We start from the raw sequence: 20,444 nt of genomic DNA, 5'->3' as shown, positions 1-20,444 counted from the left end.
CTTGGAGTGATCGGGGGGAAAATTCAGGTACTTTTTCCCTGAAAATTAGGTAGTTGACCACCTGAAAATCGGTAAAACCCTACACCCCACACCCCACACCCCACACCCTGCCCCCACGAAAAACTTTTTCAGCAAACCCTATTTAGTTTTAAGCTGTGAAGATTGGGGAGTGTTTTCTCCTTCTACAACAACTAAAGATTTCACATGAGAACCTTGAAACTTTTCCATATTGCTCACTCGCCACATAGCCAGGGGAAAAGTAATAGCAAATAAACCAAAAAGTCCCACTAATATCCAGACGATATCGTGCATTTTACGCGAGGAAAACTTTCTAACTTGAGCGTTCATTTTGTCACCTCCTAGGCTTTAAGTTAAAGGTAAATAGGGAAATAGTGGATGCCATGACATGGCCGTGGCGGCAATCATGAGGGCAAAAAACCAAAAGAGAATGGTCTTAGCTTTTATCTGGCGATCTTTCCAAAGATAATGCAGTATCGGCCAACTGACTAACCAGCCAATTAATAACATCGTTTCTTTGCCGCTATAACTGCCGATATTGCCCCACATTTTGCTAGGATTTTTACTGCCAGGTATCCAACTACCCAAATTCCAAAGAAGAGTTTCTACGGTTTTTGAATGGTCTGCATCGGAAAAATGGTGAGCAACCATCATTAAAAAACAGCCAATACCAGCACTAATAATCGCCGCAGCTGCTGGGCCAGAAGTGGCAGGGGAACGTTTGGCACCTTCGGCTAAACCTTGGGGAAATTGTTTTAAAAAAGCCCAGATTTTTCCATACCAAGGACTATCGACGTAACGTTGAGTCATCAGATTTGTTCCTATTTTTTCAGAGTTCGTAAGTGTCTAAAACCGAAAAGTCCCACCGCTAAAAGTCCCCAGCCGTATTACCAGCAGTAGGGAAATGACCGACGATTTGACTTTGGTTGCTAATGCTGGCCGCCTTCCTATCCGTACCATCGGGGCTAAGTTTACACCCCCTAGGGCGGGAGCGGCGATAGATAACCCGAAAACCGTAGCTAAAACGAGCAAAAGTTGAATTTTGTTCACTTTTGAGGTAAAGTAGCTAAATAATGGGTTAAAGGGCGTGAATTTTGGCAACACCGAGGCCGCTAACCAGTCCACCCATGGCAAAAAACATCATCGCCATCAGGGCAATGCAAGTGACCGTTAACACCGGTCGATTAGCTTTGTCTAGGATTGAGTCGCCGTATTTCCAGAGAATCCAAGTGCAGGCCACGCCTAGGGGTAGGGTAAAAAGGACGCTGAATTCGTGGTATTCCATGAGGACGTATTGACCGAGGGGCGAATTTTCCTTTAGCCATGCCCGCGCACCGCCAAACTCTAAACCGGCCCGATAGCGCATATAGGCTAAATTGCCAGTGGCGATCGCCAAAGAAGCGAGGACGGTGGACCAGAAGGTGAGGGTTCGCATTTGCCGCAAAATTTTGCTAGAACCTCTGAGCAGGGGAAAAGCGAGATGACCAGCGTAAACAATCACGACTAGGGCTAATAGGGAACCAAAACCGTGAATTGTGCCTAGCCATCGCTGCCACGGACTCGGATGCAGCAGGTTGACGAAGGGCAGAAATAAAAATAGGCCCGCCGAGAGGATTCCTAGCCCATAGACGCAAACGGTGGCTATATCTAGGGTTTTCGGAAAATCAATTTTTTCTGATTCTGTGGTATAAGATGACATCGGTTTCTCCTTAACGGTCTAGAGAAGCTAAATGGGATTATTTCTCATTTAGCCCGGAATCTTGTTAGAACAAGTCCAGAGAGCATATTTGTCCAACCATCAGAGTATTTTTGGACTCAAGTTGACAATAAATAGAGTCAAGACTTGAATTTCGCCAATTCAAGTCTGAATTGCATCCCTGTCTGCTCTACAGCGTTTCTCGGATATATGAGGTATGTTTTCGCAACTGAGAATTCTTACTTCGGCAAGGTTTAATTTACAATTCACCTTGACGAGAAACGCTACATCTTTATATAATCCCTGAGTCGGGGTGCGATAGTCAAGACATTTTCAAGGAAGATTGTTAATAAAGTTTACGGATATTTTTACCTAGTTCTTCATTACTTGGTATGGTTTGATCGGCTGGCATAAATCGACTACATCCTTATTAGATGAGCTTACCCTGAGAATCTGGCAAAGAAGGTTAGAAACTCAGTACATCAAAGCTTTTAGCTTAACTAATTAGGTTTTAGATTCGACCCTTGTTATCAGGGAGCAATGTTACGCGAAAAAACCGAGTTAAATCCCAAAATTAGGCGTTAAAATTGTCGAATCGAATTTTAAACAAAAACACGATGTTGCAGGGAAGGCATTTGTCGTCTCACTTGTTGCAGACGTTGGGGATTAATTTCGGCAATTGCCACCCCCGCTTCTTCCCCCGCGTCGGCTAAAACCACACCCCAAGGATCGATAATCATAGCGTGACCGTGGGTGTAACGGCGTGCGTAATTATTGCCCGTTTGAGCGGGAGCTATTATATAACAAGTATTCTCGATCGCTCGCGCTTGTAACAAAACTTTCCAATGATCTTTCCCTGTAAAAGCCGTAAACGCCGCAGGTACAAATAAAACATCGGCTCCTTGCCGCGATAAATAGCGATAGAGTTCAGGAAAACGCACATCATAGCAAATCGAGAGGCCAATTTTGCCCAAGCTATCGGAGCCATAAATTGGCGGTAAATCGATCCCTGCCATGACTGTACTCGATTCCTGATAGGTGTTACCATCCGGGACATTGACATCAAAGAGATGGACCTTTTGATAACGGGCTAATTCCGCACCGTTGCCATCAACTAAAATAGCGGTATTATAAGCCTTATCGGGAATACCCGTCACCGGCACGGGAAAACCACCCCCTAAAATGGTCACTTGAAACCGTTGGGCCATGGTGCGGAGGAATTTATCGGCTTTGAGAGCAATAGTCTCGGACTGGGCGATTTTATCGCTTTCTGCCCCCATAAAGGCGAAATTCTCCGGTAAACCGATTAATTCCGCCCCTTTACCCACGGCAAGTTCGATCAATTCTTCAGCGGCAGCGAGATTTTTCTCTAAATCCGGCTGACTGGTCATTTGAATGGCGGCGGCGAGATAGGATTTCATGGGGGTTGAAGCTCTAGAGTCGGATAATCTCTGTAAAATTAATCATAACCTTCGATTATATCCAATTTCAGATATTTTGTCACCCCATGAGTAAAATTGTTTTCTGTGACTTTGATGGCACTATCACCGCCGTGGAAACTTTTGCGGGTATGCTCAAAGAATTCGCCCCCGATTTATCGGCCCAAATTATGCCCCAAATGTACGCGCGTACTCTGACTCTGCGCCGGGGTGTTCGTCAACTGCTAGAGTCGATACCGAGCCAAAAATACGCCGATATTCTTGCCTATGCCGAAAGCAAGCCAATTCGCCCCGGATTAGCCGAATTCCTCGCTTTTTTACAGGAGCAATCCATCCCTTTTATTATTATCTCCGGTGGCATCCAAGGCATGATTGAAACGGTCTTAAAACGGGAGGGACTATTAGATAAGGTGACGGCAATTTATGGGGTCAATCTTCATACTCAAGGGGAATATCTGCAAGTTCACTCCGATTGGGAAAATGAGACGGAATTAGTGGCTAAAGCCTTGATTATGTCCAAATATTCGGGAGTAGAAACTATTGCGATCGGTGATTCTGTCACCGATATTACCATGGCTAGAAAGGCCGATCTAGTTTTTGCTAGGGATCGTTTAATCGATTATCTGCAATCGGAAAATCAACCCTATATTCCTTGGGATAACTTTTTTGAGATTCGCGAATATCTGTTATTGAGAGATTAGGGATTAGCTGTTAATTAGGTAGGGGTTAAAAATTGTCAGATACCCCCCTTGGATTAAGGGGGGATCAAAGAGGGCGAATGCAATTCGCCCCTACAATAATATTATTGCGCCAATGGTAGGAGCGCACTGTGGTCAGTGAGTTTATCGAACTGCGTGCGCTCTGTAATATAGATATTTCGACCAAATTGAGATTTACTACCCTACTCTTAAGGGTAACAATAATTATAAATTTTTGTAAATTTGTGTTGGTTTACACTTGACAAAATCGGGGGGGGGGGTAAAATCCCGTTGTTGCTCTGTCTTGTCATTGAGGAACTAGCTTAAAATTTAGTGATTGGCAATTTTGAAAAAATCAATTTTTCTCCCTTGCCAATGTCGCTTAATTTGAGATTTTCTCCTTTAAAGGTCAGTCAGAACATTTGTTTGTTTGTTTATTTGTTTTGAGGAAATTTTCTGAACATGAAAACTTCGACTGTGCTGAAAAAACTTTCGATAGTTGGTGCTGGAGCAGCTCTTTCTACCTGCATTCTTGCTGCTCCTAAGGCAGATGCGGCAGTTGTCAGTCTCGACTTCGAGGGACTGCAAAATCTCGAACAAATTCTTAACTTTTACAACGGAGGTACTGGGAGCTTGGGATCTGCCGGTCCCAATTATGGCATTTCCTTCGGACCGGATTCTCTGGCTATCATTGATTCCGATAATGGCGGTACTGGCAACTTTGCCAACGAGCCTACGCCTCACACCATCGCGTTTTTCGTGTCGGGTTCTGGCAACTTGATGAACGTAGCGGCAGGTTTTAACACGGGTTTCTCCTTCTATTACTCATCAGGTCAAGCTGGGTCTGTAACCATCTTCGACGGACTGAATGGAACAGGCACCCAACTGGCTCAGGTTAATCTGGGGGTTAACTCCCAAAATAACAACTGCACGGGTGACCCGACGGGATTTTTCTGCAACTGGGACCCCATCGGTGTGAGCTTTGCCGGGACAGCGAAGTCCGTACTCTTCGGGGGTGTAGCCGATCAGGTAGGTTTTGACAGCATCACGCTAGGGTCAAACACACCGGGGCCGGTATCAGTACCAGAGCCATCCAGTCTCTTCGGTCTTCTGGCAGTGGGCTTTCTGGGAGTTGGCTCTGTTCTGAAGCCCAAATTAAAATAAAAAACTGGCAAATCTAGCCTTAAATTAGCAGCGATCGCACTACATTGATAAAGTGCGATCTCTTTTTTTTGGGCATTCCAGATTTTTATTAATCTTTGTTAGAATGATGAGATGGGTAATGGTTTTGAGTTGATTGGAGAACTAACCGAAATAGAGATTATCGCCGTCAACCTCTCTATTCGTGAACTCAGAAGGCTAAAAGCGCAGTTTGGGGGTCGTCGATGGCGAAAGCTAAAAGGAGTCGGCTTAGTTCAATTTCCTAATGGAGAAATCCGCAAAGCTGAACTACACTGGTATGAGTCTCATGGTATTGGTCGGCGAAAAATGAAAGTTAAACGAGTTTTGGACTAAATATTTATGCAAACACCAGCATCTAACATTGAATTTGCTATCTGTATTACCGCTGAAGAAGGCGGAGATTTAGAGGTTTGTAAACTTTATCAAGTGTTACCTGATGCTGAAGCGCAAGAGGTGGGATGTTTGCGAGTGATTGACGAATCTGGTGAAGATTATTTGTATCCAGAAAATCATTTTGTCATAATAAAACTTCCTGAAACGGTACAAGTCCAGTTATTAGCAGTCCGCCCTTAAATAGCGAGTAAATTACCTGGGCGTTGGGCTTTTCTAGGTTCTGTGTGATAAGTTTAACTTACTATATGATCGCTCAATCTTTGTGTCCTTTGTGTCTTTGTGGTTCGTTCCACCCCCCCCCGCTAGGAGGAATGTATCTTAGAATACATTTTACCCACCAAACCCAAGAGAGCCTAAAATCCTTATTCATCCCCTAAATAAGCTTCAATCACCGCAGGATTCTCCCTGACTGTAGCTGGATCTCCCAAAGCGATTAACTTACCGAAATCTAACACAGCAATGCGATCACATAATCCCATCACTAAAGGCACATGATGTTCGATTAACAGGACAGTCAAAGCTAAATTATCACGAATTTGTCGAATTAGCTGACTTAATGACCCCTTTTCGCTGGGATTCATCCCGGCTGCTGGTTCATCGAGGAGTAATAACTGGGGTTGCAAAGCTAAAGCGCGGGCAATTTCCAAGCGTCTTTGATCGCCATAGGCTAAATTACGGGCTTTGCGATTGCTTTGGTCGGTTAATCCGACTAAATCTAATAATTCTGCCGCTCTTTTATAGGTTTTTTCCTCCTCCCTTCTCGAAACTGGTAAACCCAAAATTCCCGTCCAAAGATTGGAGCTATTGTGAATGTGACCAGCGATCGCTACATTTTCTAAAGCCGATAATTCACCAAATAAGCGCAAATTCTGGAAAGTACGGGCAATTCCTGCCTTAGCGATCTGGTGAGGACGATAATTCGCCAGGCTGCAGCCTTGATAAATTAAATCACCACTGGATAGGGGAATTAAACCGGTGATCAGATTAAATAAAGTCGTTTTTCCCGCCCCATTAGGTCCAATTAAGCCAAAAATCTCGTTTTTTTGTACCTGAAAGCTAACCCCATCGACGGCGACTAATCCCCCAAATCGACGGGTGGCTCCCCGCACTTCTAATAAATTTGCTTGCATCCTTGTTAACAGATTAAATTAGTCGATTTTACTCGATCAAGACGATTGCAAGTAAGCATTGCACCGGCCAAAAAAAAGATATTTCTCAGGAGATTTACCCTGAAAGAATCAGTTGTCAAGATTTATCGGGCAGTTATTTTGATCAGGAAACATTCTACACAATCCTCATCAGATCAGCAAGACGGCTCACCACTACCAGCGAATCACTACCGATAACGAAAAACTGCCATAATTGCAGAGATGTCCTCATCTAGCCAAAAAGCGATCGCTATTGATGAAGTTGTTGACTGACTGGCAAGAGACGAACTAAAATAGAACAGATGAACTACAAAAGTCGATATAAATCGGTTTTACTTAGCGTTTGCTGAATAAATCTAAAAACCTTATCCAATAAGGTTTTTAGACTTTTTTCCCCTCAAAAAGTGCCGACCTTTGGAGTAATTGGGGGAAAAATTCAGGGACTTTTTCCCTAAAAATTAGGTAATTGACCACCTGAAAATGGGTAAAACCCCACACCCTACACCCGTTCGGCTGAGCTCACGGCCGAAGCCCACACCCTGCCACCAGGAAAAACTTTTTCAGCAAACCCTACTTAGCGTTTGTCGCTTAGTACGTCCAAGAAGAATCAATAATCAGTCTTTAGTCAGAATCAGAGCAGGACAAGGCTGAAGTTTAGGGCTGGCTGCGATAGGATAAAAAAGTGCTAGATAAAAACTCCTCTCCCTTACAGTCCCTAGTTGCGGGTCACTGGTTCAAGCTCATCTGTGGAGCTAGTTACCAAGATTTGCCCACGATTCGCAACCTCGCTTTGACCTATACTATCGCCGGGGCCGATTGTATTGATGTGGCCGCCGATCGAGCCGTGATCCTTGCAGCCCGCGAAGGCATCGAAACCGCCGCCAAAATCGCCAGATTCTCCCCAAATCGACGACCTTGGTTGATGGTCAGTCTCAATGATGGGGAAGATCCCCACTTTCGTAAAGCTGTCTTTAACCCGCAACTCTGTCCCGTCGATTGTCCTCGTCCCTGCGAAAAAATCTGTCCCGCTTATGCTATTGATAGGGGAGGAGTGATTGAACAGCGCTGTTATGGTTGCGGTCGCTGCTTACCCGTTTGTCCCCCGCAAATAATCGAGACAATATCCCGTGTCTGTCAACCCGCAGAAATTATCCCCTTAATTGTCGAAATGGGAGTCGATGCGATCGAAATTCATACCCAAGTCGGTCACGGAGAGGAATTTGCTCGACTCTGGCCAGCGATCGCACCGCTAACTAAAAACCTAAAAATCCTGGCCATAAGTTGCCAAGATCATGAATATATCATCGATTACCTCCACTATCTGCGAGAAACTATTTCACCCCTAAACTGTCCTCTGATTTGGCAGACGGACGGCCGACCGATGAGCGGCGATATCGGCAAAGGAACCACCCACCCGGCCATCAATATGGCCAAGAAAGTCCTCTCCGACAATCTAGCTGGATTTGTGCAGTTAGCTGGGGGAACCAATGACCACACCGTGACCAAATTACAGCAACTGGGACTGAGAGAAAAAATCGCTGGTATTGCCTATGGAAGTTACGCCCGTTCATTGATTTTGCCAATTTTAGAGCATTTAGACCAGCCTAACCTTGAAAATGACCCCCAAGCTTACCAAGAAGCCGTTAAAGCTGCTTCTATTATGGTTGCTCAATTAAAAGCCTAGCCTTGCTCAAAAAACTATAATATTTTTTTTAATTGACAAATAACCCCTAAATGTGTTAGACCCCAAGAAAATCCTGGAAATAAAAACAGCCAATTATCGCCAAAACCCTTTACTATTAATGCCAGAAACCCTACCCTCCTCTCGGATGCCAGTGACCGACGATTTAAACAAACTCTTGGCAATTCTACCCGCTCGGATTCGCGGCAAAATCGAGGAACACCCGCGGCAGCATCAACTGATCGAAGTAGTTATGGATTTGGGACGCATACCAGAAGCGCGTTTTCCCGATGGGGCGATCTATCTGGGGGACGAACCGATCTCAAAAGAAGAAATCCAGTATTCGATCGCCCGGGTGGGCAGTTTTAGCGGCGATAATCGCGCCGGGATTGAACGCACCCTGCACCGCATCAGTGCCATTCGCAATCGAGATGGCGAAATTATCGGTTTAACCTGTCGTATCGGTCGGGCTGTTTTCGGTACGATCACCCTAATTAACGACCTGGTGGAAACAGGAAAATCCCTGCTGCTGCTGGGTCGTCCGGGGGTAGGGAAAACCACGGCCCTGCGGGAAATAGCCCGAGTTTTAGCCGACGATCTCAATAAACGGGTAGTGATTATCGACACTTCCAACGAAATCGCCGGAGATGGAGATATTCCCCATCCAGCCATCGGTCGGGCCCGTCGGATGCAGGTGTCCCGTCCGGAATTGCAGCATCAAGTCATGATCGAAGCGGTGGAAAACCATATGCCAGAAGTGATCGTGATTGATGAGATCGGTACGGAATTAGAAGCTCTGGCCGCTCGCACGATCGCCGAACGCGGGGTGCAGTTAGTGGGAACCGCCCACGGCAATCAACTGGAAAATTTAATTAAAAACCCGACTTTATCGGATTTAGTTGGGGGAATTCAGGCAGTAACTCTCGGAGACGAAGAAGCACGCCGCCGGGGTTCCCAGAAGACCGTTTTAGAACGCAAAGCACCCCCCACCTTTGAGATTGCCATCGAAATGTTGGAACGTCAGCGCTGGGTCATCCACGAGGACGTATCTACTACTATCGACCAACTGCTGCGGGGACGGGAAGCAATTGCCCAAATCCGTTGGGTAGATGAGGAGGGGAAAGTACAGGTAGCTCAGGAAGAACCAAAACCGGAAAACCTCACCCCTTTGCGCGGCAATTATCTCCCGGAAATGGATAAACCCAAGGGATGGCGGGCCGATGGCCGGATGACTCCCCTGGCCCGTTTCCCTGCGGTCCCTCTCAACCGGGAAAACGATTTCGATCGCCTCCTCGAACAATCTTGGCTACAGGAAGAACCGGAAACGGAAAAAGTCCGCGTACCCGGTCCCAATGGCGAAGATTGGCCGGTTTATGTCTATCCCTACGGAGTCAGTCGCGCCCCGATCGAACAGGTAGTACAGGCCCTAGATTTGCCGATCGTTTTGACCAAAGATTTACAGGCGGCTGACGCGGTGTTGGCCCTGCGTTCCCACGTTAAAAATCAGTCAAAATTGCGTCAAATTGCCAAAGTAAGACAAATTCCCATCCACGGCATCAAATCTAATACCCTGCCCCAAATTTCTCGGGGTTTAAAGCGGATTTTGGGCATTGATGACCCGATGAATCAGGAAGGCGCGGATCTGCGTTTATTTGCCCGCAGCGGCAGCGATGACGAGATCGAAGCTTTGGAGGAGGCCCGGTTAGCGGTGGAACAAATCGTTATTCCTACTGGTCAACCGGTGGAGTTACTGCCCCGCTCGGCGAAAGTGCGAAAAATGCAGCACGAATTAGTGGAACATTACCGTCTCCAATCCGATAGCTTCGGAGAGGAACCTAATCGCCGTATTCGTATCTATCCAGCTTAGGAGTCAGGAATTTGAAGCGACGCACGCTCATCATTATAGGTACGGGGGCGGCGATCGGTGCGGTGGCCGCCCTGATGATCCGTCGTCCCGAATCGGCGGCGGAATTGCGGGCTAAAATGCCCCTAGCTGAAAGAATTAAGCTCTGTCTCGATCTGGCTAAGATGAAACTAGCCACTACGATCGATTATCTCGATAGTTATGCCCGTCGGGGCATTCTCTATCCCTATCTTACCTATCCAGAGCCATCGGGTTTTAATTTCTTCAATTGGCTACGGAGGAGGAATAGTCCCACCCCCGGCACTTGGAAGTTAGAAAAGGCCGATTTTTGGGCGGCAGGTGCTTTTCCTGCTCTATTATGGAAAATTGCTGACTTAGAATCAAACCCTATGGATGCGGGATTTTGGTCAGCTGCGGCGAAAAAATGGAGCGATCCCTTAAAAGAAACCAGTTTGAAGAACAAAGACATCGCTCTTAATAATGTACTGGTGTTTGCTCCTTGGTTTGAGTCGGGACAGGGCCAGGAAAAACAGACAGCTTTAGATATAACTTTACGGGGGGCCAGACAACTAGCGCAACCCTTTCAGGATGGTAAAGGGAGTTATCACACCGATATCGGTACTTTTGGCTGGTTACGCAAGGCTGATCGCACCGATCAGCAAGAACATTGGCACGTTTTTATGGACCATACAATCAATATAGAACAACTTCTCTGGGCAAGTCGCCACAATTCTGACCCCAAGGAAGCAAAAGATTGGCAAGAAAAGGCCCTTTCCCACATCCGCACCATTAGCCGCACCTTTGGGGCTAACCGTCGCCCGGGTAAAACGGGAACTTGGCAAAGAGGGTATTTTGATCAAAATGTCAACTCTCCCACCTATACAAATTTCTTATTTAATGAGGGAAAACAGGGCTGGCGCGATGATAGCACTTGGTCCCGGGGTCAAGCTTGGTTTATTTATGCTGCCACGACGGCCTATATTTACACCGGCGATCCGGAAATGTTAACCATTGCCAAGGATGCCATTAATTATTATCTGGAAAATTTGCCCGATCGCTGGCCCGGTGAGCAAAGACGCGCCGGAGATTTTATTCCCCCCTGGGATTTTGATTATGCCTTGCAAAAAAATGCCGCTACCGAAAGGGATTCTTCGGCAGCAGCGATCGCTGTGGCGGGGATGATTCGCCTATTAAAAGCTTTACCCAGCAGTGATCCTAGTTATGGAAGCTATCGAGAGGCGATCGATAATACTCTCTTAAATTTGACTTCTTTTCAGTATTTTCCCGACGAAACCGCCCCAGAGATGAGTCTATTGCGTCATGGTTGTTATCATCATCCCGCCGCAATTCAACCCACCCAAATCTATGATACGGGTTTAATTTGGGGAGACTTCTTTTTTATCAATGCTTTAGCTGAATACCAAGATTTACCCGATACTTAACTGACTAAGTAGTCGTGCAAAATTAATTTCCTAGTCAAGACTCCGAGACTATTTTTATTTATTCTCCCCACACCCCACACCCCACACCACCAAAAAACTTTTTCAGCCAACCCTACTTAATTCTTGTGGCAAACTATTAACTGTTACCGTTGAATGGGAAAAGACTGTGGATATTCGCTTAATCGTTGTCGATGTGGATGGAACGATCGCCGGGGATAACAATCAGGTTAATCCAGCTGTGGTGCAAGCTGTCTCTTCCGTCCAAAAAAAGGGGATTTCAGTCGCTATCGGCACTGGTAGGATGTACCGCTCGGCTTTACGCTTTCATCAACGCCTTAAATCCACTTTACCTATAATTGCTTACAATGGGGCTTGGATTCAAGATCCTGTTTCCCAAGTTCACCATCGACATACCCCCATTTCCCCCGACTTAGCGCTCGATCTTTTAGATTATCTCGAACAACCCCAATGGAAGGAGAAAATCTCCCTTAATTTTTATATGGACGATGTGCTTTATGTGCGGCAATTAAACGCGGAAACGGAATTCTATCGGCAGCGATCGGGTATTATTGCCGAAGCAGTGGGAGATTTACGCAAAGTGGCCCACAAAACTACTAAAATCCTGGCCATGGGAGAAGATAAGCAATTTATCGCCGAGATTTGGCAGCATTTACAGCAACGCTATCAAAATCAAGATTTATACTTTACCCAATCGAGTCCGACTTTTTTTGAAGTTACCCACGTTGAGGCTACCAAGGGAAGCGCCACCCAATTTTTGGCCGAAGATATCCTAGGATTACAACCCAAAAACGTTATGGCGATCGGTGATAATTTTAATGATGTTTCTATGCTCACCTATGCGGGTGTCGGTGTTGCCATGGGTAATGCTCCCCAAGCTGTTAAGGATCAAGCCGATTGGGTTGCCCCCAGTGTAGACTCAAATGGGGTGGCCGCGGCCTTGGAAAAGTTTGTTTTAATTTGAGGAATGGGGGAATGGGGAAGTGGGGAAATGGGGAAGTGGGCAATTTTCACTAAAACCCTAACACCTTACAACCCCAACACCCTAACACCAATTCGCTTTTTACCGAGAAAATTATGACTATTAATACGCAAACTGTTACGATTTCTAACAAAGATATTGACATAGATGCCTATTTAGCCATTCCCGATCGAGTGGGAATTTATCCAGCAATTATCGTAATTCAGGAAATATTTGGCGTAAACGACCATATTCGCGATGTTACCCGCAGAATTGCCCAAGAAGGCTATATAGCGATCGCTCCTGCCATTTATCAGCGATTTGCTCCCGGTTTTGAAACGGGGTACAGTATGGCAGATATCGAAATCGGTCGTCAGTACAAAGAACAAACCAAAGCAGCCGAATTGCTCAGCGATATCCAGTCCACCATCGATTATCTTTATAGTTTGCCACAGGTGCAAAAAACCGGTGTCGGCACGATCGGTTTTTGTTTTGGTGGTCATGTGGTTTATCTTGTCTCCACTCTAGAGGATATCAAAGTTAGTGCCTCTTTTTACGGTGCGGGAATCACCACGGGAACCCCTGGGGGTGGTCAAGCGACAGTGAAGGTGACTCCCCAAATCAAAGGGACAATCTACGCATTTTTCGGGATGTTAGATACCAGTATTCCTCAAAAGCAAGTGGATGAGATAGAAAACGCATTAACCCGTTATCAGATTCCTCATCGAGTTTTCCGCTATGAAAACGCCGACCATGGCTTTTTCTGCGACCAAAGAGCTAGTTATAATGCTAAGGCGGCCAAATCTGCCTGGAATCATGTGCTAGAGTTATTTAGCCTTCTTAAATCTTAATGGTCTGACTCCTTAAGCTTCAGCTTACACTGGAAGCAGTTCGAAATCACATTTGTAACCATTCTATTTATCATGACACCGAACCCAGCCTTTTCCATGGACGATTTTGCCAAAGCTCTTGATCAATACGATTATCAATTTGAAAAAGGGCAGATCGTGCGCGGGAGAGTCGATCAACACACCTCCGATGGAGCATACATCGATATTGGCGGCAAATCCTCCGCTTTTATTCCTTTAAGGGAAATTTCCCTGGAAAATGTTACTTCTATTGCTGAAGCTTTACCCATAGGTGCAGAATTCGATTTTCTGATTACCCGTGGACAGGATGCGGAAGGACAAGTTACCCTGTCTCTGCGGCAATTATTACTACAAAAAGCTTGGGAAAATGTCAGGGAAATTTCTGAAAGTGGCAAGTCGGTGCAGCTGCGCGTCATGGGGGTGAATAAGGGGGGAGTGACGGGAGAGGTGGAAGGATTAAAAGGATTTATCCCTCGCTCCCATTTAATCGAAAAAAATGATTTAGATTCCCTGATCGGACAACTTTTAACCGCAACTTTTATTCAAATCGACCAAGAAAATAATAAATTAGTTTTATCTCAGCGAGAAATTGCTCGCGCTAACGCTATCAGTCAATTAGCTGTGGGTAAATTATTAAGTGGCACTGTGGTTAAATTACAACCCTACGGTGTTTTTGTCGATTGTGGTGGAGTGACGGGATTACTCCATGCTAAACAGGTGACGGGAGCCTCTTTTAATTCTCCCATGACTTTCTTTAAAGTTGGTCAAGCAATTCAAGTGGTAGTCGCGGAAATTGACGAATATAAAAACCGCATTTCCCTATCCACAAAAATCCTGGAAGCACACCCCGGCGAAATTCTCGAAAACTTTGCAGAAGTCATGGAAACAGCAGCAGAAAGATTAAAACAAGCTCAGGGAAAAACAATGGACAGTTAAATTAGGGGTTAGGGGATGGGTGTTAGGGAAATGGGGAAGTGGGGAAATGGGGAAGTAGGGAATTTCAACTAAAAACCCCAAAACCCTAAAACCCTGAAACCCCAAAACCCTAAAACCCCAAAACCCTAAAACCCCAAAACCAAAAAAACCTTTTTCCTTGATCAAGATGTTTCAAGAAAAGATGTTTCAAGATCGGATAGCAATTTTAGGGACTATGCACGGAAAAGAGCGGGTAATTGCACCGATTTTAGCGCAAGAAATAGGCCTTAAGGTGATTGTACCCGATAATTTTGATACCGATCGCTTTGGCACTTTTACACGGGATATTAAGCGCATCGGGACACAAATTGAAACCGCTCGCAGGAAGGCACAAGAAGCGATCGAGCTTTCGGGATACGATATCGGAATTGCCAGTGAGGGTAGTTTTTATCCCTATCCTAACTTGCCGTTAGTTTCCTGTAATCGTGAATTGATTTTATTGCTCGATCGAGTCCATAATCTAGAAATAATTGGTCAAGCAATAGTCACGGAAACTAATCACGCTCACCAAACTGTCACTAATCTAGTAGCTGCTTTAGAATTTGCCGAAAAAATTGGCTTTCCTAGTCATGGTTTAGTGGTGATGTTTGATAAAAATTCTCTCGACTCTGAGCAGATTTTTAAGGGAATTACTGACCAGAAAAATTTCGTTAAAATTGTTGAAGATATTCTTGACAAAAACGGTAAATTACACCTAGAAACCGATATGCGTGCTATGCACAATCCCACGCGGATGAAAGCGATTGCAGCTGCGACAGCAAATCTGGTTCAAAAACTCAATCAATTATGTCCTAATTGTGGTTGTCCAGGGTTTGATATTATCGAAAGAAAAGCGGGTTTACCCTGTGGTTTATGTCACTTTCCCACCTCTTTAATTAAACTGGAACTATACGGTTGTCAAAGGTGTGATTATCGAGAGGAAAAACTCTTTCCCAACGGTGAAAAAAACGCCGATCCGATGTATTGTGAATATTGTAATCCCTAAAGATAGCTTTTCTATGGAAAGAATTTTAGAACCAGAAGTAATGGATGATCGGGAAGAAGCGATCGAATATGATGCCATGGACTTCACCGAAGTTAATACTAATTTCGCTAAAGAAGCTGTACAATTGGCCGGTATTAATGCTAGGGTATTAGATGTGGGAACCGGTACTGCACGCATTCCGATTATGATCAGTCAACTACGTCCCCAATGGCAAATTATCGCTATTGATCTGGCCGATTCTATGTTAGAAATTGGTCAAAAAAATATCCTTAATGCTAACTGTCAAGAAAAGATCAAATTGGAAAAAGTTGATGGAAAAACCCTTCCCTACCAATCCGAGCAATTTGATTTAGTTATTTCTAATAGTTTAATCCACCATCTCGAAAATCCTCTGCCTTTTTTACGCGAAATTAAGCGAGTTTTAAAACCGAATGGGGGCATTTTTTTAAGAGATTTATTCCGTCCTGATTCCGAGGAAATAATCCAGGGGATGGTGAGGGAAATCGATCCTAATTTTTCTCCCCGACAAGCGCAACTATTTCAAGACTCGCTGCGAGCGGCTTTTACCCTAGCAGAAATTGCCGATTTAATCCAGCAGTCGGGATTAAAAAATATTAAAATTTATCAGTCTTCTAATCGTCATTGGACAGCCATAAAAACAAGTAAAAACTAATCACTAAATCAGGAAAAAAGCGAGTTATGAAAGTTGGATTTTTGGGAACAGGATTAATGGGAACGCCGATGGTAGAAAGATTATTAAATCAGAAAATTCCTGTTATTGCCTATAATCGCACCTTAGAAAAATTAGCACCTTTACAGCAGTTGGGAGCCAAAACATTTAACTCTCCTGAACAAGTCATTCAAGAAGCAGATTGTCTGATTTTAATGTTAACTAATGCCGCCGCTATCCAAGAGGTTTTAGGATTAAATTCCGAGCAATCTAACTTTAATAATCGGACTATTATCCAGATGGGAACTATTGCTCCTTCTGAAAGTAAACAACTGCGAGATAAAATTGTGGCTAAAGGGGGAGAATATCTAGAAGCACCCGTGTTAGGAAGTATTCCCGAAGCTAAAAAGGGGACTCTCTTAGTTATGGTGGGAGCAACGGAGAAACAGTTTCATCAATGGTCAAATTTATTAGCACATTTTGGTCAAGAACCAATGTTAATCGGGGAAGTGGGAACCGCTGCGGCATTAAAATTAGCTTTAAATCAATTAATTGCCTCTCTAACCAGTGCTTTTGCTTTGAGTTTAGCTTTTTTATCCCGGCAAGGAGTAGATCTAGAAAAATTCATGACTATCCTGCGTCAAAGTGCCTTATATGCGCCTACTTTTGACAAAAAATTAACCAGAATGTTAGAAGAAAATTATACTAACCCTAACTTTCCCACTAAACATTTACTGAAAGATGTCAATCTTTTTTTAGAGGAATCGGAGAAGTTAGATTTAACCACTTTTCCCCTAACAGGAGTACAGAGCCTTCTGGAAAAAGCTTTAGAAATGGGATTAGCAGAGGACGATTATTCAGCTTTATATGAGGCGCTGAAAAAAGAATTATAAACTGCTTGGCAACATCAAAAAGACTCTCTTTGGTTTGTCTAGTCGGACAACTGATAGGAGAAAAACCGATAAAAGGCTTTAAATTTTCCTTAAGCTTTGTTGAGGTGGCCAGAAGAGGGGGTTAGAGTGGGAAGTGATGGAATTTTGGGCATATTTTCCTATGACGCTGACTGAATTTGGATTATTAGCGGGTTTACTTGTCCCCGGTATCCTACTCTCGATTTTAGTGATGGTGAGTTTTGCCAAAGGGGGTTAAAAACTGATAGAGACACCGATGAAAGTGTCTCTATCTTTTTGGGGTGAAGATTAATCTATTTTTGGTTTTTTGCCCAATTTAATTGATTCTGTAGCTAACAAAATTGATTCTAAATGATGGCGCTTCTCCACTTGACCGAGGAAATAACCTGTCATCATCGCTGAAGCGAGAAGATTCGCCAAATTCTCGCGGTCAGTGGTAATTTGTACCGCAAAATCCTCTGAGGGCAGCATTCCCACCAATCCCTTGACGTTTTGCGAGATAATATCTTTAATTTCGCTACTGACCGATTGGGCTATTCTCTCAAGGGTTTCAGGATGCTGCTGCTGGAGATACTGCATCAGACAGTTATCATTTTGTTCTTCGGTTTCCCAGGGAAAAAAATCAGGATTAAAAGTCATCAGAACTCCCACGCTGTAGTGGTTATTAAATCTAGGTTAACAAATCGCTCTTCTTGATTGCCCGAAGTCCCCCCATCTTCCTCAAGTTTAGCTCAGTGATCAGAAACATTTACCCATAATATACCCTTTCTCTCCTTATTCCTGATCGGTAGATTCTAGAATACCCTGTTCCCTAAGATTGTCAACCTCGAAATATTGATGAAATTTATCGGTTACTTCTAACCAATAGGATCTACCTTCGTTTTGCTTGCGTTTTCTCACAAATCCTCGTTCTACCAAGTCCTGAACCTGTTGATAGGCCGTACTGCCTCGTAAATTAATTAAATCCGCTTGCAAAATCGGTTCTTTAAGTGCGATCGCTGCTAAAGTGCGGAGGGTTCCCGTGCCTAATTCGGCCGGGATCAGGTCTTCGATCAAATTCTGATAAGCTGACCGCAATTGTAAACTATAACCGAGGGGGGTTTCTACCACTTCCAAGGCACTATCCCGGTGAGCATAATCGGACATTAACTCGATCATGGCATCTTCCACCGTCAAGCGATCGCTGTTGGTTAATGTCACCATCTCGGTTAAGGGGACAGGCTGCCCTTTTAGGTAAAGTATCGCTTCTAGACGGGTAGCTAGTCTGATCTCCTGGTGGGCTTCCGCGCTCAATCTCGACTACCTAAGTTTAGACAATGATTTAATATTCTACTAGAAGACGAACGAGAAAATTATGGAAACTTTTTGGAGTCAGGTTTTAGACTTTTGTTATCAGGCTACCGAGCAGGTGGGCGATCGCCTAGTAGCTGATTTTGGCAAATTACAGGCCACCAATAAAGCAGACGGGACTTTAGTGACGGCTGCCGACCGTTGGTCCGATGGTGAATTGCGATCATTAATTGCCCGCACTTTCCAGGATCATGGAGTCTTAACCGAGGAAACTACCCATATTTTCCCGGATCAAGAATGGTGTTGGGTAGTGGATCCAATCGACGGCACGACTAATTTTACTCGCGGTATTCCCATCTGGGGCATTTCCCTAGGACTTCTCTACCGGGGGACTCCTGTGTTCGGATTTGTTTATCTCCCCTGCCTGAAACAGTCCTATTATGGTTATTGGTACGGTGAGACGGGTTTAACCGGTCCAGAGGGGGCCTACTGCAACGGTCAACCGATTCACACCAGCGACGATTTTCCCAGCAAAAATCATCTGTTTAATCTCTGCGCTCGTAGTACGGGTGTATTTAAAAACCCCTTTCCCTGCAAAGTGCGGATGATAGGAGTGGCTAGTTATAATCTGCTTTTGGTTGCCGATGGCACTGTCTTGGGAGGAGTGGAAGCAACCCCAAAAGTCTGGGATATTGCTGCGGTTTGGGCAATTCTACAGGCCGCCGGCGGGGTATTTATCTCTTTAGGAGAAAAGATTTTTCCCTTACAGGTGGGGGAAAATTATAGTGATCGATCCTATCCCTGTTTAGCCGTGGCTCGATCGAATTTAGCGCCAGTTTTCTTGCCTTTAGTCGGTTTTCTCAAGGATGTTGCTTGAATGGAGAATTGCTCAGGTTAGAATAGCTGCATTTATTGGTTTTATCTCTATTTAGGGCTTGCTGAATAAATCTAAAAACCTTGTTGGATAATATCTTTAAGCTTGTTTGAAATCAAAAACTGCCAGCCCTTGGAGTGATCAGGGGGGAAATTTAGGCACTTTTTGCCTGAAAATTAGGTAATTGACCCCCTGAAAATCGGTAAAACCCTACACTCCACACCCTACACCCCACACCCTGCCCCCACGAATTTATTTCATGAGTTTTGATACTTCCTCTCTCAGCGAACGCAACGATAAAGCCGAAGTCTATCAGCCGGTAATTATTCGCCTCGAAAATGTGTCTAAAATCTACGGCAGTGGCGAAACCATGGTTAAAGCTCTTAATAACGTCAATTTAAGCCTGAAAAAAGGGGAATATTGCGCTATTATGGGGGCTTCGGGTTCGGGAAAATCCACGGCCATGAATATTATCGGCTGTCTTGATCGTCCCACCTTGGGAGCTTATTATCTAGAAAATCTGGACGTTTCCACGCTGCCGGATGGGGATTTAGCTCAGATTCGCAATCGTAAAATCGGCTTTGTTTTCCAGCAATTCCATCTTTTACCCCAGATGAGTGCGCTAGAAAATGTCATGTTACCGATGATTTATGGTGGGGTTTCTCCCCAAGAAAGAAAGGAAAGAGCGATCGCTGCTTTAACGAAGGTAAAATTAGATAATCGACTGCACAATAAACCCAATCAATTATCGGGGGGACAACAGCAGCGCGTCGCTATTGCTAGGGCAATTGTCAATCAACCCATATTATTACTTGCTGATGAACCGACGGGGGCGCTAGACTCGAAAACTACCCAAGAGGTGATGGCTATTTTCTCGGAATTGAATAACAGTGGCATTACTATCGTCATGGTAACTCACGAGGCTGATGTGGCGCGTCACTCTCAGCGCATTATTTGGTTTAAGGATGGTGAAGTGGTTTATCCTAATCTCGCACCGACGGATTTACACGAGGTGATTGGGTAGGGTGGGGATTTTTCAGTTATTAGTGAAAAGAAAACGACAACTTCCTATATAACTGATTCAAAGCTGATGGCTTACTGCTATAGGTTTGAAACTATTTAACTAGGACTTGCTGAATAATGGTAAAACCCTTTGAAAATAAGGCTTTTGACCTGTTAAAATCTGATGTTAGCCTGCATTATTCATGAAGACTTTGGAAAATCCTCGAAAGCCTTGGCAAGAAGTTCATCTAGCGATCTGGCTGAAAAACAGTCTGTTTTTTGAGATGTCCTCACAATCAGGTTTTTGCCAGTTGGTGAATAATGCAGG

Annotated in this window: 23 protein-coding genes; 16 read left to right on the top strand and 7 right to left on the bottom strand. The window is 44.5% G+C overall.

Going from position 1 to position 20,444, the window contains the following annotated elements; all coding sequences use genetic code 11:
* Window positions 1-138 precede the first annotated feature (138 nt).
* Complete coding sequence (locus IM496_RS17445; protein ID WP_287662719.1) at window positions 139-348, bottom strand: hypothetical protein; 210 nt, start codon at window positions 346-348, stop codon at window positions 139-141.
* Window positions 349-366: 18 nt separating this feature from the next.
* Window positions 367-828 carry a hypothetical protein gene (locus IM496_RS17440; protein WP_287662718.1) on the bottom strand — a complete coding sequence of 154 codons (462 nt, stop codon included), beginning with the start codon at window positions 826-828 and terminating at the stop codon, window positions 367-369.
* A gap of 94 nt (window positions 829-922) precedes the next feature.
* Between IM496_RS17440 and IM496_RS17435 the strand changes: the two genes are divergently transcribed.
* Window positions 923-1,057 (top strand): hypothetical protein, encoded by a 135-nt coding sequence (locus IM496_RS17435; protein ID WP_260442116.1) that lies wholly within the window; start codon window positions 923-925, stop codon window positions 1,055-1,057.
* 39 nt (window positions 1,058-1,096) lie between these two features.
* Here IM496_RS17435 and IM496_RS17430 read toward each other — a convergent pair whose 3' ends face one another.
* Window positions 1,097-1,717, bottom strand: a complete 621-nt coding sequence (locus tag IM496_RS17430) for a hypothetical protein (RefSeq protein ID WP_185241266.1) — start codon at window positions 1,715-1,717, stop codon at window positions 1,097-1,099.
* 599 nt (window positions 1,718-2,316) lie between these two features.
* On the bottom strand, window positions 2,317-3,135 hold the full coding sequence (locus tag IM496_RS17425) for a carbon-nitrogen hydrolase family protein (RefSeq protein WP_106908968.1): 819 nt from the start codon (window positions 3,133-3,135) through the stop codon (window positions 2,317-2,319).
* A gap of 86 nt (window positions 3,136-3,221) precedes the next feature.
* Here IM496_RS17425 and IM496_RS17420 point away from each other — a divergent pair, with 86 nt between their 5' ends.
* The 4 genes from IM496_RS17420 to IM496_RS17405 all read left to right on the top strand — a co-directional run bounded on the left by IM496_RS17420 (window position 3,222) and on the right by IM496_RS17405 (window position 5,606).
* Window positions 3,222-3,854 (top strand): HAD-IB family phosphatase, encoded by a 633-nt coding sequence (locus IM496_RS17420; RefSeq protein ID WP_287662716.1) that lies wholly within the window; start codon window positions 3,222-3,224, stop codon window positions 3,852-3,854.
* 459 nt (window positions 3,855-4,313) lie between these two features.
* On the top strand, window positions 4,314-5,015 hold the full coding sequence (locus IM496_RS17415; protein WP_287662715.1) for a PEP-CTERM sorting domain-containing protein: 702 nt from the start codon (window positions 4,314-4,316) through the stop codon (window positions 5,013-5,015).
* Between the two features lie 111 nt (window positions 5,016-5,126).
* Entirely contained in the window at window positions 5,127-5,366 is a 240-nt protein-coding gene (locus IM496_RS17410; RefSeq protein ID WP_002755261.1) for a hypothetical protein, read from the top strand.
* 6 nt (window positions 5,367-5,372) lie between these two features.
* Window positions 5,373-5,606 carry a hypothetical protein gene (locus IM496_RS17405; protein WP_002779205.1) on the top strand — a complete coding sequence of 78 codons (234 nt, stop codon included), beginning with the start codon at window positions 5,373-5,375 and terminating at the stop codon, window positions 5,604-5,606.
* A gap of 182 nt (window positions 5,607-5,788) precedes the next feature.
* Here IM496_RS17405 and IM496_RS17400 read toward each other — a convergent pair whose 3' ends face one another.
* The gene (locus IM496_RS17400; RefSeq protein ID WP_194014553.1) at window positions 5,789-6,556 is read right to left on the bottom strand and encodes an ABC transporter ATP-binding protein; all 768 of its coding nucleotides are present in this window, start codon (window positions 6,554-6,556) and stop codon (window positions 5,789-5,791) included.
* A 700-nt stretch (window positions 6,557-7,256) separates the two neighbouring features.
* On the opposite strand from IM496_RS17400, the gene ldpA reads away from it, so the two are divergent.
* The 9 genes from ldpA (at window position 7,257) to IM496_RS17355 (ending at window position 16,932) form a co-directional block, all read left to right on the top strand.
* Window positions 7,257-8,258 carry a circadian clock protein LdpA gene (gene ldpA, locus IM496_RS17395; protein ID WP_194014551.1) on the top strand — a complete coding sequence of 334 codons (1,002 nt, stop codon included), beginning with the start codon at window positions 7,257-7,259 and terminating at the stop codon, window positions 8,256-8,258.
* A 118-nt stretch (window positions 8,259-8,376) separates the two neighbouring features.
* A complete protein-coding gene (locus IM496_RS17390) occupies window positions 8,377-10,122 on the top strand; it encodes a R3H domain-containing nucleic acid-binding protein (RefSeq protein ID WP_228009536.1) in 1,746 nt (581 codons plus the stop codon).
* Between the two features lie 11 nt (window positions 10,123-10,133).
* The gene (locus IM496_RS17385; protein WP_287662713.1) at window positions 10,134-11,561 is read left to right on the top strand and encodes a hypothetical protein; all 1,428 of its coding nucleotides are present in this window, start codon (window positions 10,134-10,136) and stop codon (window positions 11,559-11,561) included.
* Window positions 11,562-11,727: 166 nt separating this feature from the next.
* A complete protein-coding gene (locus tag IM496_RS17380; protein ID WP_287662712.1) occupies window positions 11,728-12,543 on the top strand; it encodes a Cof-type HAD-IIB family hydrolase in 816 nt (271 codons plus the stop codon).
* A 113-nt stretch (window positions 12,544-12,656) separates the two neighbouring features.
* Entirely contained in the window at window positions 12,657-13,391 is a 735-nt protein-coding gene (locus tag IM496_RS17375; RefSeq protein WP_194014543.1) for a dienelactone hydrolase family protein, read from the top strand.
* Between the two features lie 96 nt (window positions 13,392-13,487).
* Complete coding sequence (locus IM496_RS17370) at window positions 13,488-14,345, top strand: S1 RNA-binding domain-containing protein (RefSeq protein WP_104397801.1); 858 nt, start codon at window positions 13,488-13,490, stop codon at window positions 14,343-14,345.
* Between the two features lie 166 nt (window positions 14,346-14,511).
* Window positions 14,512-15,369, top strand: coding sequence for a DUF6671 family protein (locus IM496_RS17365; protein WP_271947253.1), 858 nt, complete (start codon window positions 14,512-14,514; stop codon window positions 15,367-15,369).
* Between the two features lie 13 nt (window positions 15,370-15,382).
* Window positions 15,383-16,042, top strand: a complete 660-nt coding sequence (locus IM496_RS17360; RefSeq protein WP_194014561.1) for a class I SAM-dependent methyltransferase — start codon at window positions 15,383-15,385, stop codon at window positions 16,040-16,042.
* A gap of 26 nt (window positions 16,043-16,068) precedes the next feature.
* Complete coding sequence (locus tag IM496_RS17355; RefSeq protein WP_194014539.1) at window positions 16,069-16,932, top strand: NAD(P)-dependent oxidoreductase; 864 nt, start codon at window positions 16,069-16,071, stop codon at window positions 16,930-16,932.
* 306 nt (window positions 16,933-17,238) lie between these two features.
* Here IM496_RS17355 and IM496_RS17350 read toward each other — a convergent pair whose 3' ends face one another.
* A complete protein-coding gene (locus IM496_RS17350; protein WP_002803308.1) occupies window positions 17,239-17,589 on the bottom strand; it encodes a DUF760 domain-containing protein in 351 nt (116 codons plus the stop codon).
* A gap of 135 nt (window positions 17,590-17,724) precedes the next feature.
* Complete coding sequence (gene scpB / locus IM496_RS17345; RefSeq protein WP_008201517.1) at window positions 17,725-18,243, bottom strand: SMC-Scp complex subunit ScpB; 519 nt, start codon at window positions 18,241-18,243, stop codon at window positions 17,725-17,727.
* Between the two features lie 61 nt (window positions 18,244-18,304).
* Between scpB and IM496_RS17340 the strand changes: the two genes are divergently transcribed.
* On the top strand, window positions 18,305-19,117 hold the full coding sequence (locus tag IM496_RS17340) for an inositol monophosphatase family protein (RefSeq protein WP_069475447.1): 813 nt from the start codon (window positions 18,305-18,307) through the stop codon (window positions 19,115-19,117).
* A gap of 256 nt (window positions 19,118-19,373) precedes the next feature.
* A complete protein-coding gene (locus tag IM496_RS17335; RefSeq protein ID WP_190723540.1) occupies window positions 19,374-20,138 on the top strand; it encodes an ABC transporter ATP-binding protein in 765 nt (254 codons plus the stop codon).
* Window positions 20,139-20,444: the final 306 nt, after the last annotated feature.

This window comes from Microcystis sp. M049S2 (assembly GCF_020245625.1).
In the GTDB taxonomy this organism is placed as follows: Bacteria; Cyanobacteriota; Cyanobacteriia; order Cyanobacteriales; family Microcystaceae; genus Microcystis; species Microcystis ichthyoblabe_A.
This window is presented reverse-complemented; position numbering and strand designations above follow the sequence as displayed.

Excerpts from the sequence above, each read along its gene's own strand:
- IM496_RS17410 (WP_002755261.1), top strand. The coding sequence starts at position 5,127 with ATGGGTAATGGTTTTGAGTTGATTGGAGAACTAACCGAAATAGAGATT.
- IM496_RS17355 (WP_194014539.1), top strand. The coding sequence starts at position 16,069 with ATGAAAGTTGGATTTTTGGGAACAGGATTAATGGGAACGCCGATGGTA.
- IM496_RS17435 (WP_260442116.1), top strand. The coding sequence starts at position 923 with ATGACCGACGATTTGACTTTGGTTGCTAATGCTGGCCGCCTTCCTATC.
- IM496_RS17370 (WP_104397801.1), top strand. The coding sequence starts at position 13,488 with ATGGACGATTTTGCCAAAGCTCTTGATCAATACGATTATCAATTTGAA.
- IM496_RS17365 (WP_271947253.1), top strand. The coding sequence starts at position 14,512 with ATGTTTCAAGAAAAGATGTTTCAAGATCGGATAGCAATTTTAGGGACT.
- IM496_RS17335 (WP_190723540.1), top strand. The coding sequence starts at position 19,374 with ATGAGTTTTGATACTTCCTCTCTCAGCGAACGCAACGATAAAGCCGAA.
- IM496_RS17360 (WP_194014561.1), top strand. The coding sequence starts at position 15,383 with ATGGAAAGAATTTTAGAACCAGAAGTAATGGATGATCGGGAAGAAGCG.
- IM496_RS17445 (WP_287662719.1), bottom strand. The coding sequence starts at position 348 with ATGAACGCTCAAGTTAGAAAGTTTTCCTCGCGTAAAATGCACGATATC.
- IM496_RS17415 (WP_287662715.1), top strand. The coding sequence starts at position 4,314 with ATGAAAACTTCGACTGTGCTGAAAAAACTTTCGATAGTTGGTGCTGGA.
- IM496_RS17440 (WP_287662718.1), bottom strand. The coding sequence starts at position 828 with ATGACTCAACGTTACGTCGATAGTCCTTGGTATGGAAAAATCTGGGCT.
- IM496_RS17420 (WP_287662716.1), top strand. The coding sequence starts at position 3,222 with ATGAGTAAAATTGTTTTCTGTGACTTTGATGGCACTATCACCGCCGTG.
- IM496_RS17400 (WP_194014553.1), bottom strand. The coding sequence starts at position 6,556 with ATGCAAGCAAATTTATTAGAAGTGCGGGGAGCCACCCGTCGATTTGGG.
- IM496_RS17350 (WP_002803308.1), bottom strand. The coding sequence starts at position 17,589 with ATGACTTTTAATCCTGATTTTTTTCCCTGGGAAACCGAAGAACAAAAT.
- IM496_RS17430 (WP_185241266.1), bottom strand. The coding sequence starts at position 1,717 with ATGTCATCTTATACCACAGAATCAGAAAAAATTGATTTTCCGAAAACC.
- IM496_RS17405 (WP_002779205.1), top strand. The coding sequence starts at position 5,373 with ATGCAAACACCAGCATCTAACATTGAATTTGCTATCTGTATTACCGCT.
- IM496_RS17390 (WP_228009536.1), top strand. The coding sequence starts at position 8,377 with ATGCCAGAAACCCTACCCTCCTCTCGGATGCCAGTGACCGACGATTTA.
- IM496_RS17375 (WP_194014543.1), top strand. The coding sequence starts at position 12,657 with ATGACTATTAATACGCAAACTGTTACGATTTCTAACAAAGATATTGAC.
- IM496_RS17425 (WP_106908968.1), bottom strand. The coding sequence starts at position 3,135 with ATGAAATCCTATCTCGCCGCCGCCATTCAAATGACCAGTCAGCCGGAT.
- IM496_RS17340 (WP_069475447.1), top strand. The coding sequence starts at position 18,305 with ATGGAAACTTTTTGGAGTCAGGTTTTAGACTTTTGTTATCAGGCTACC.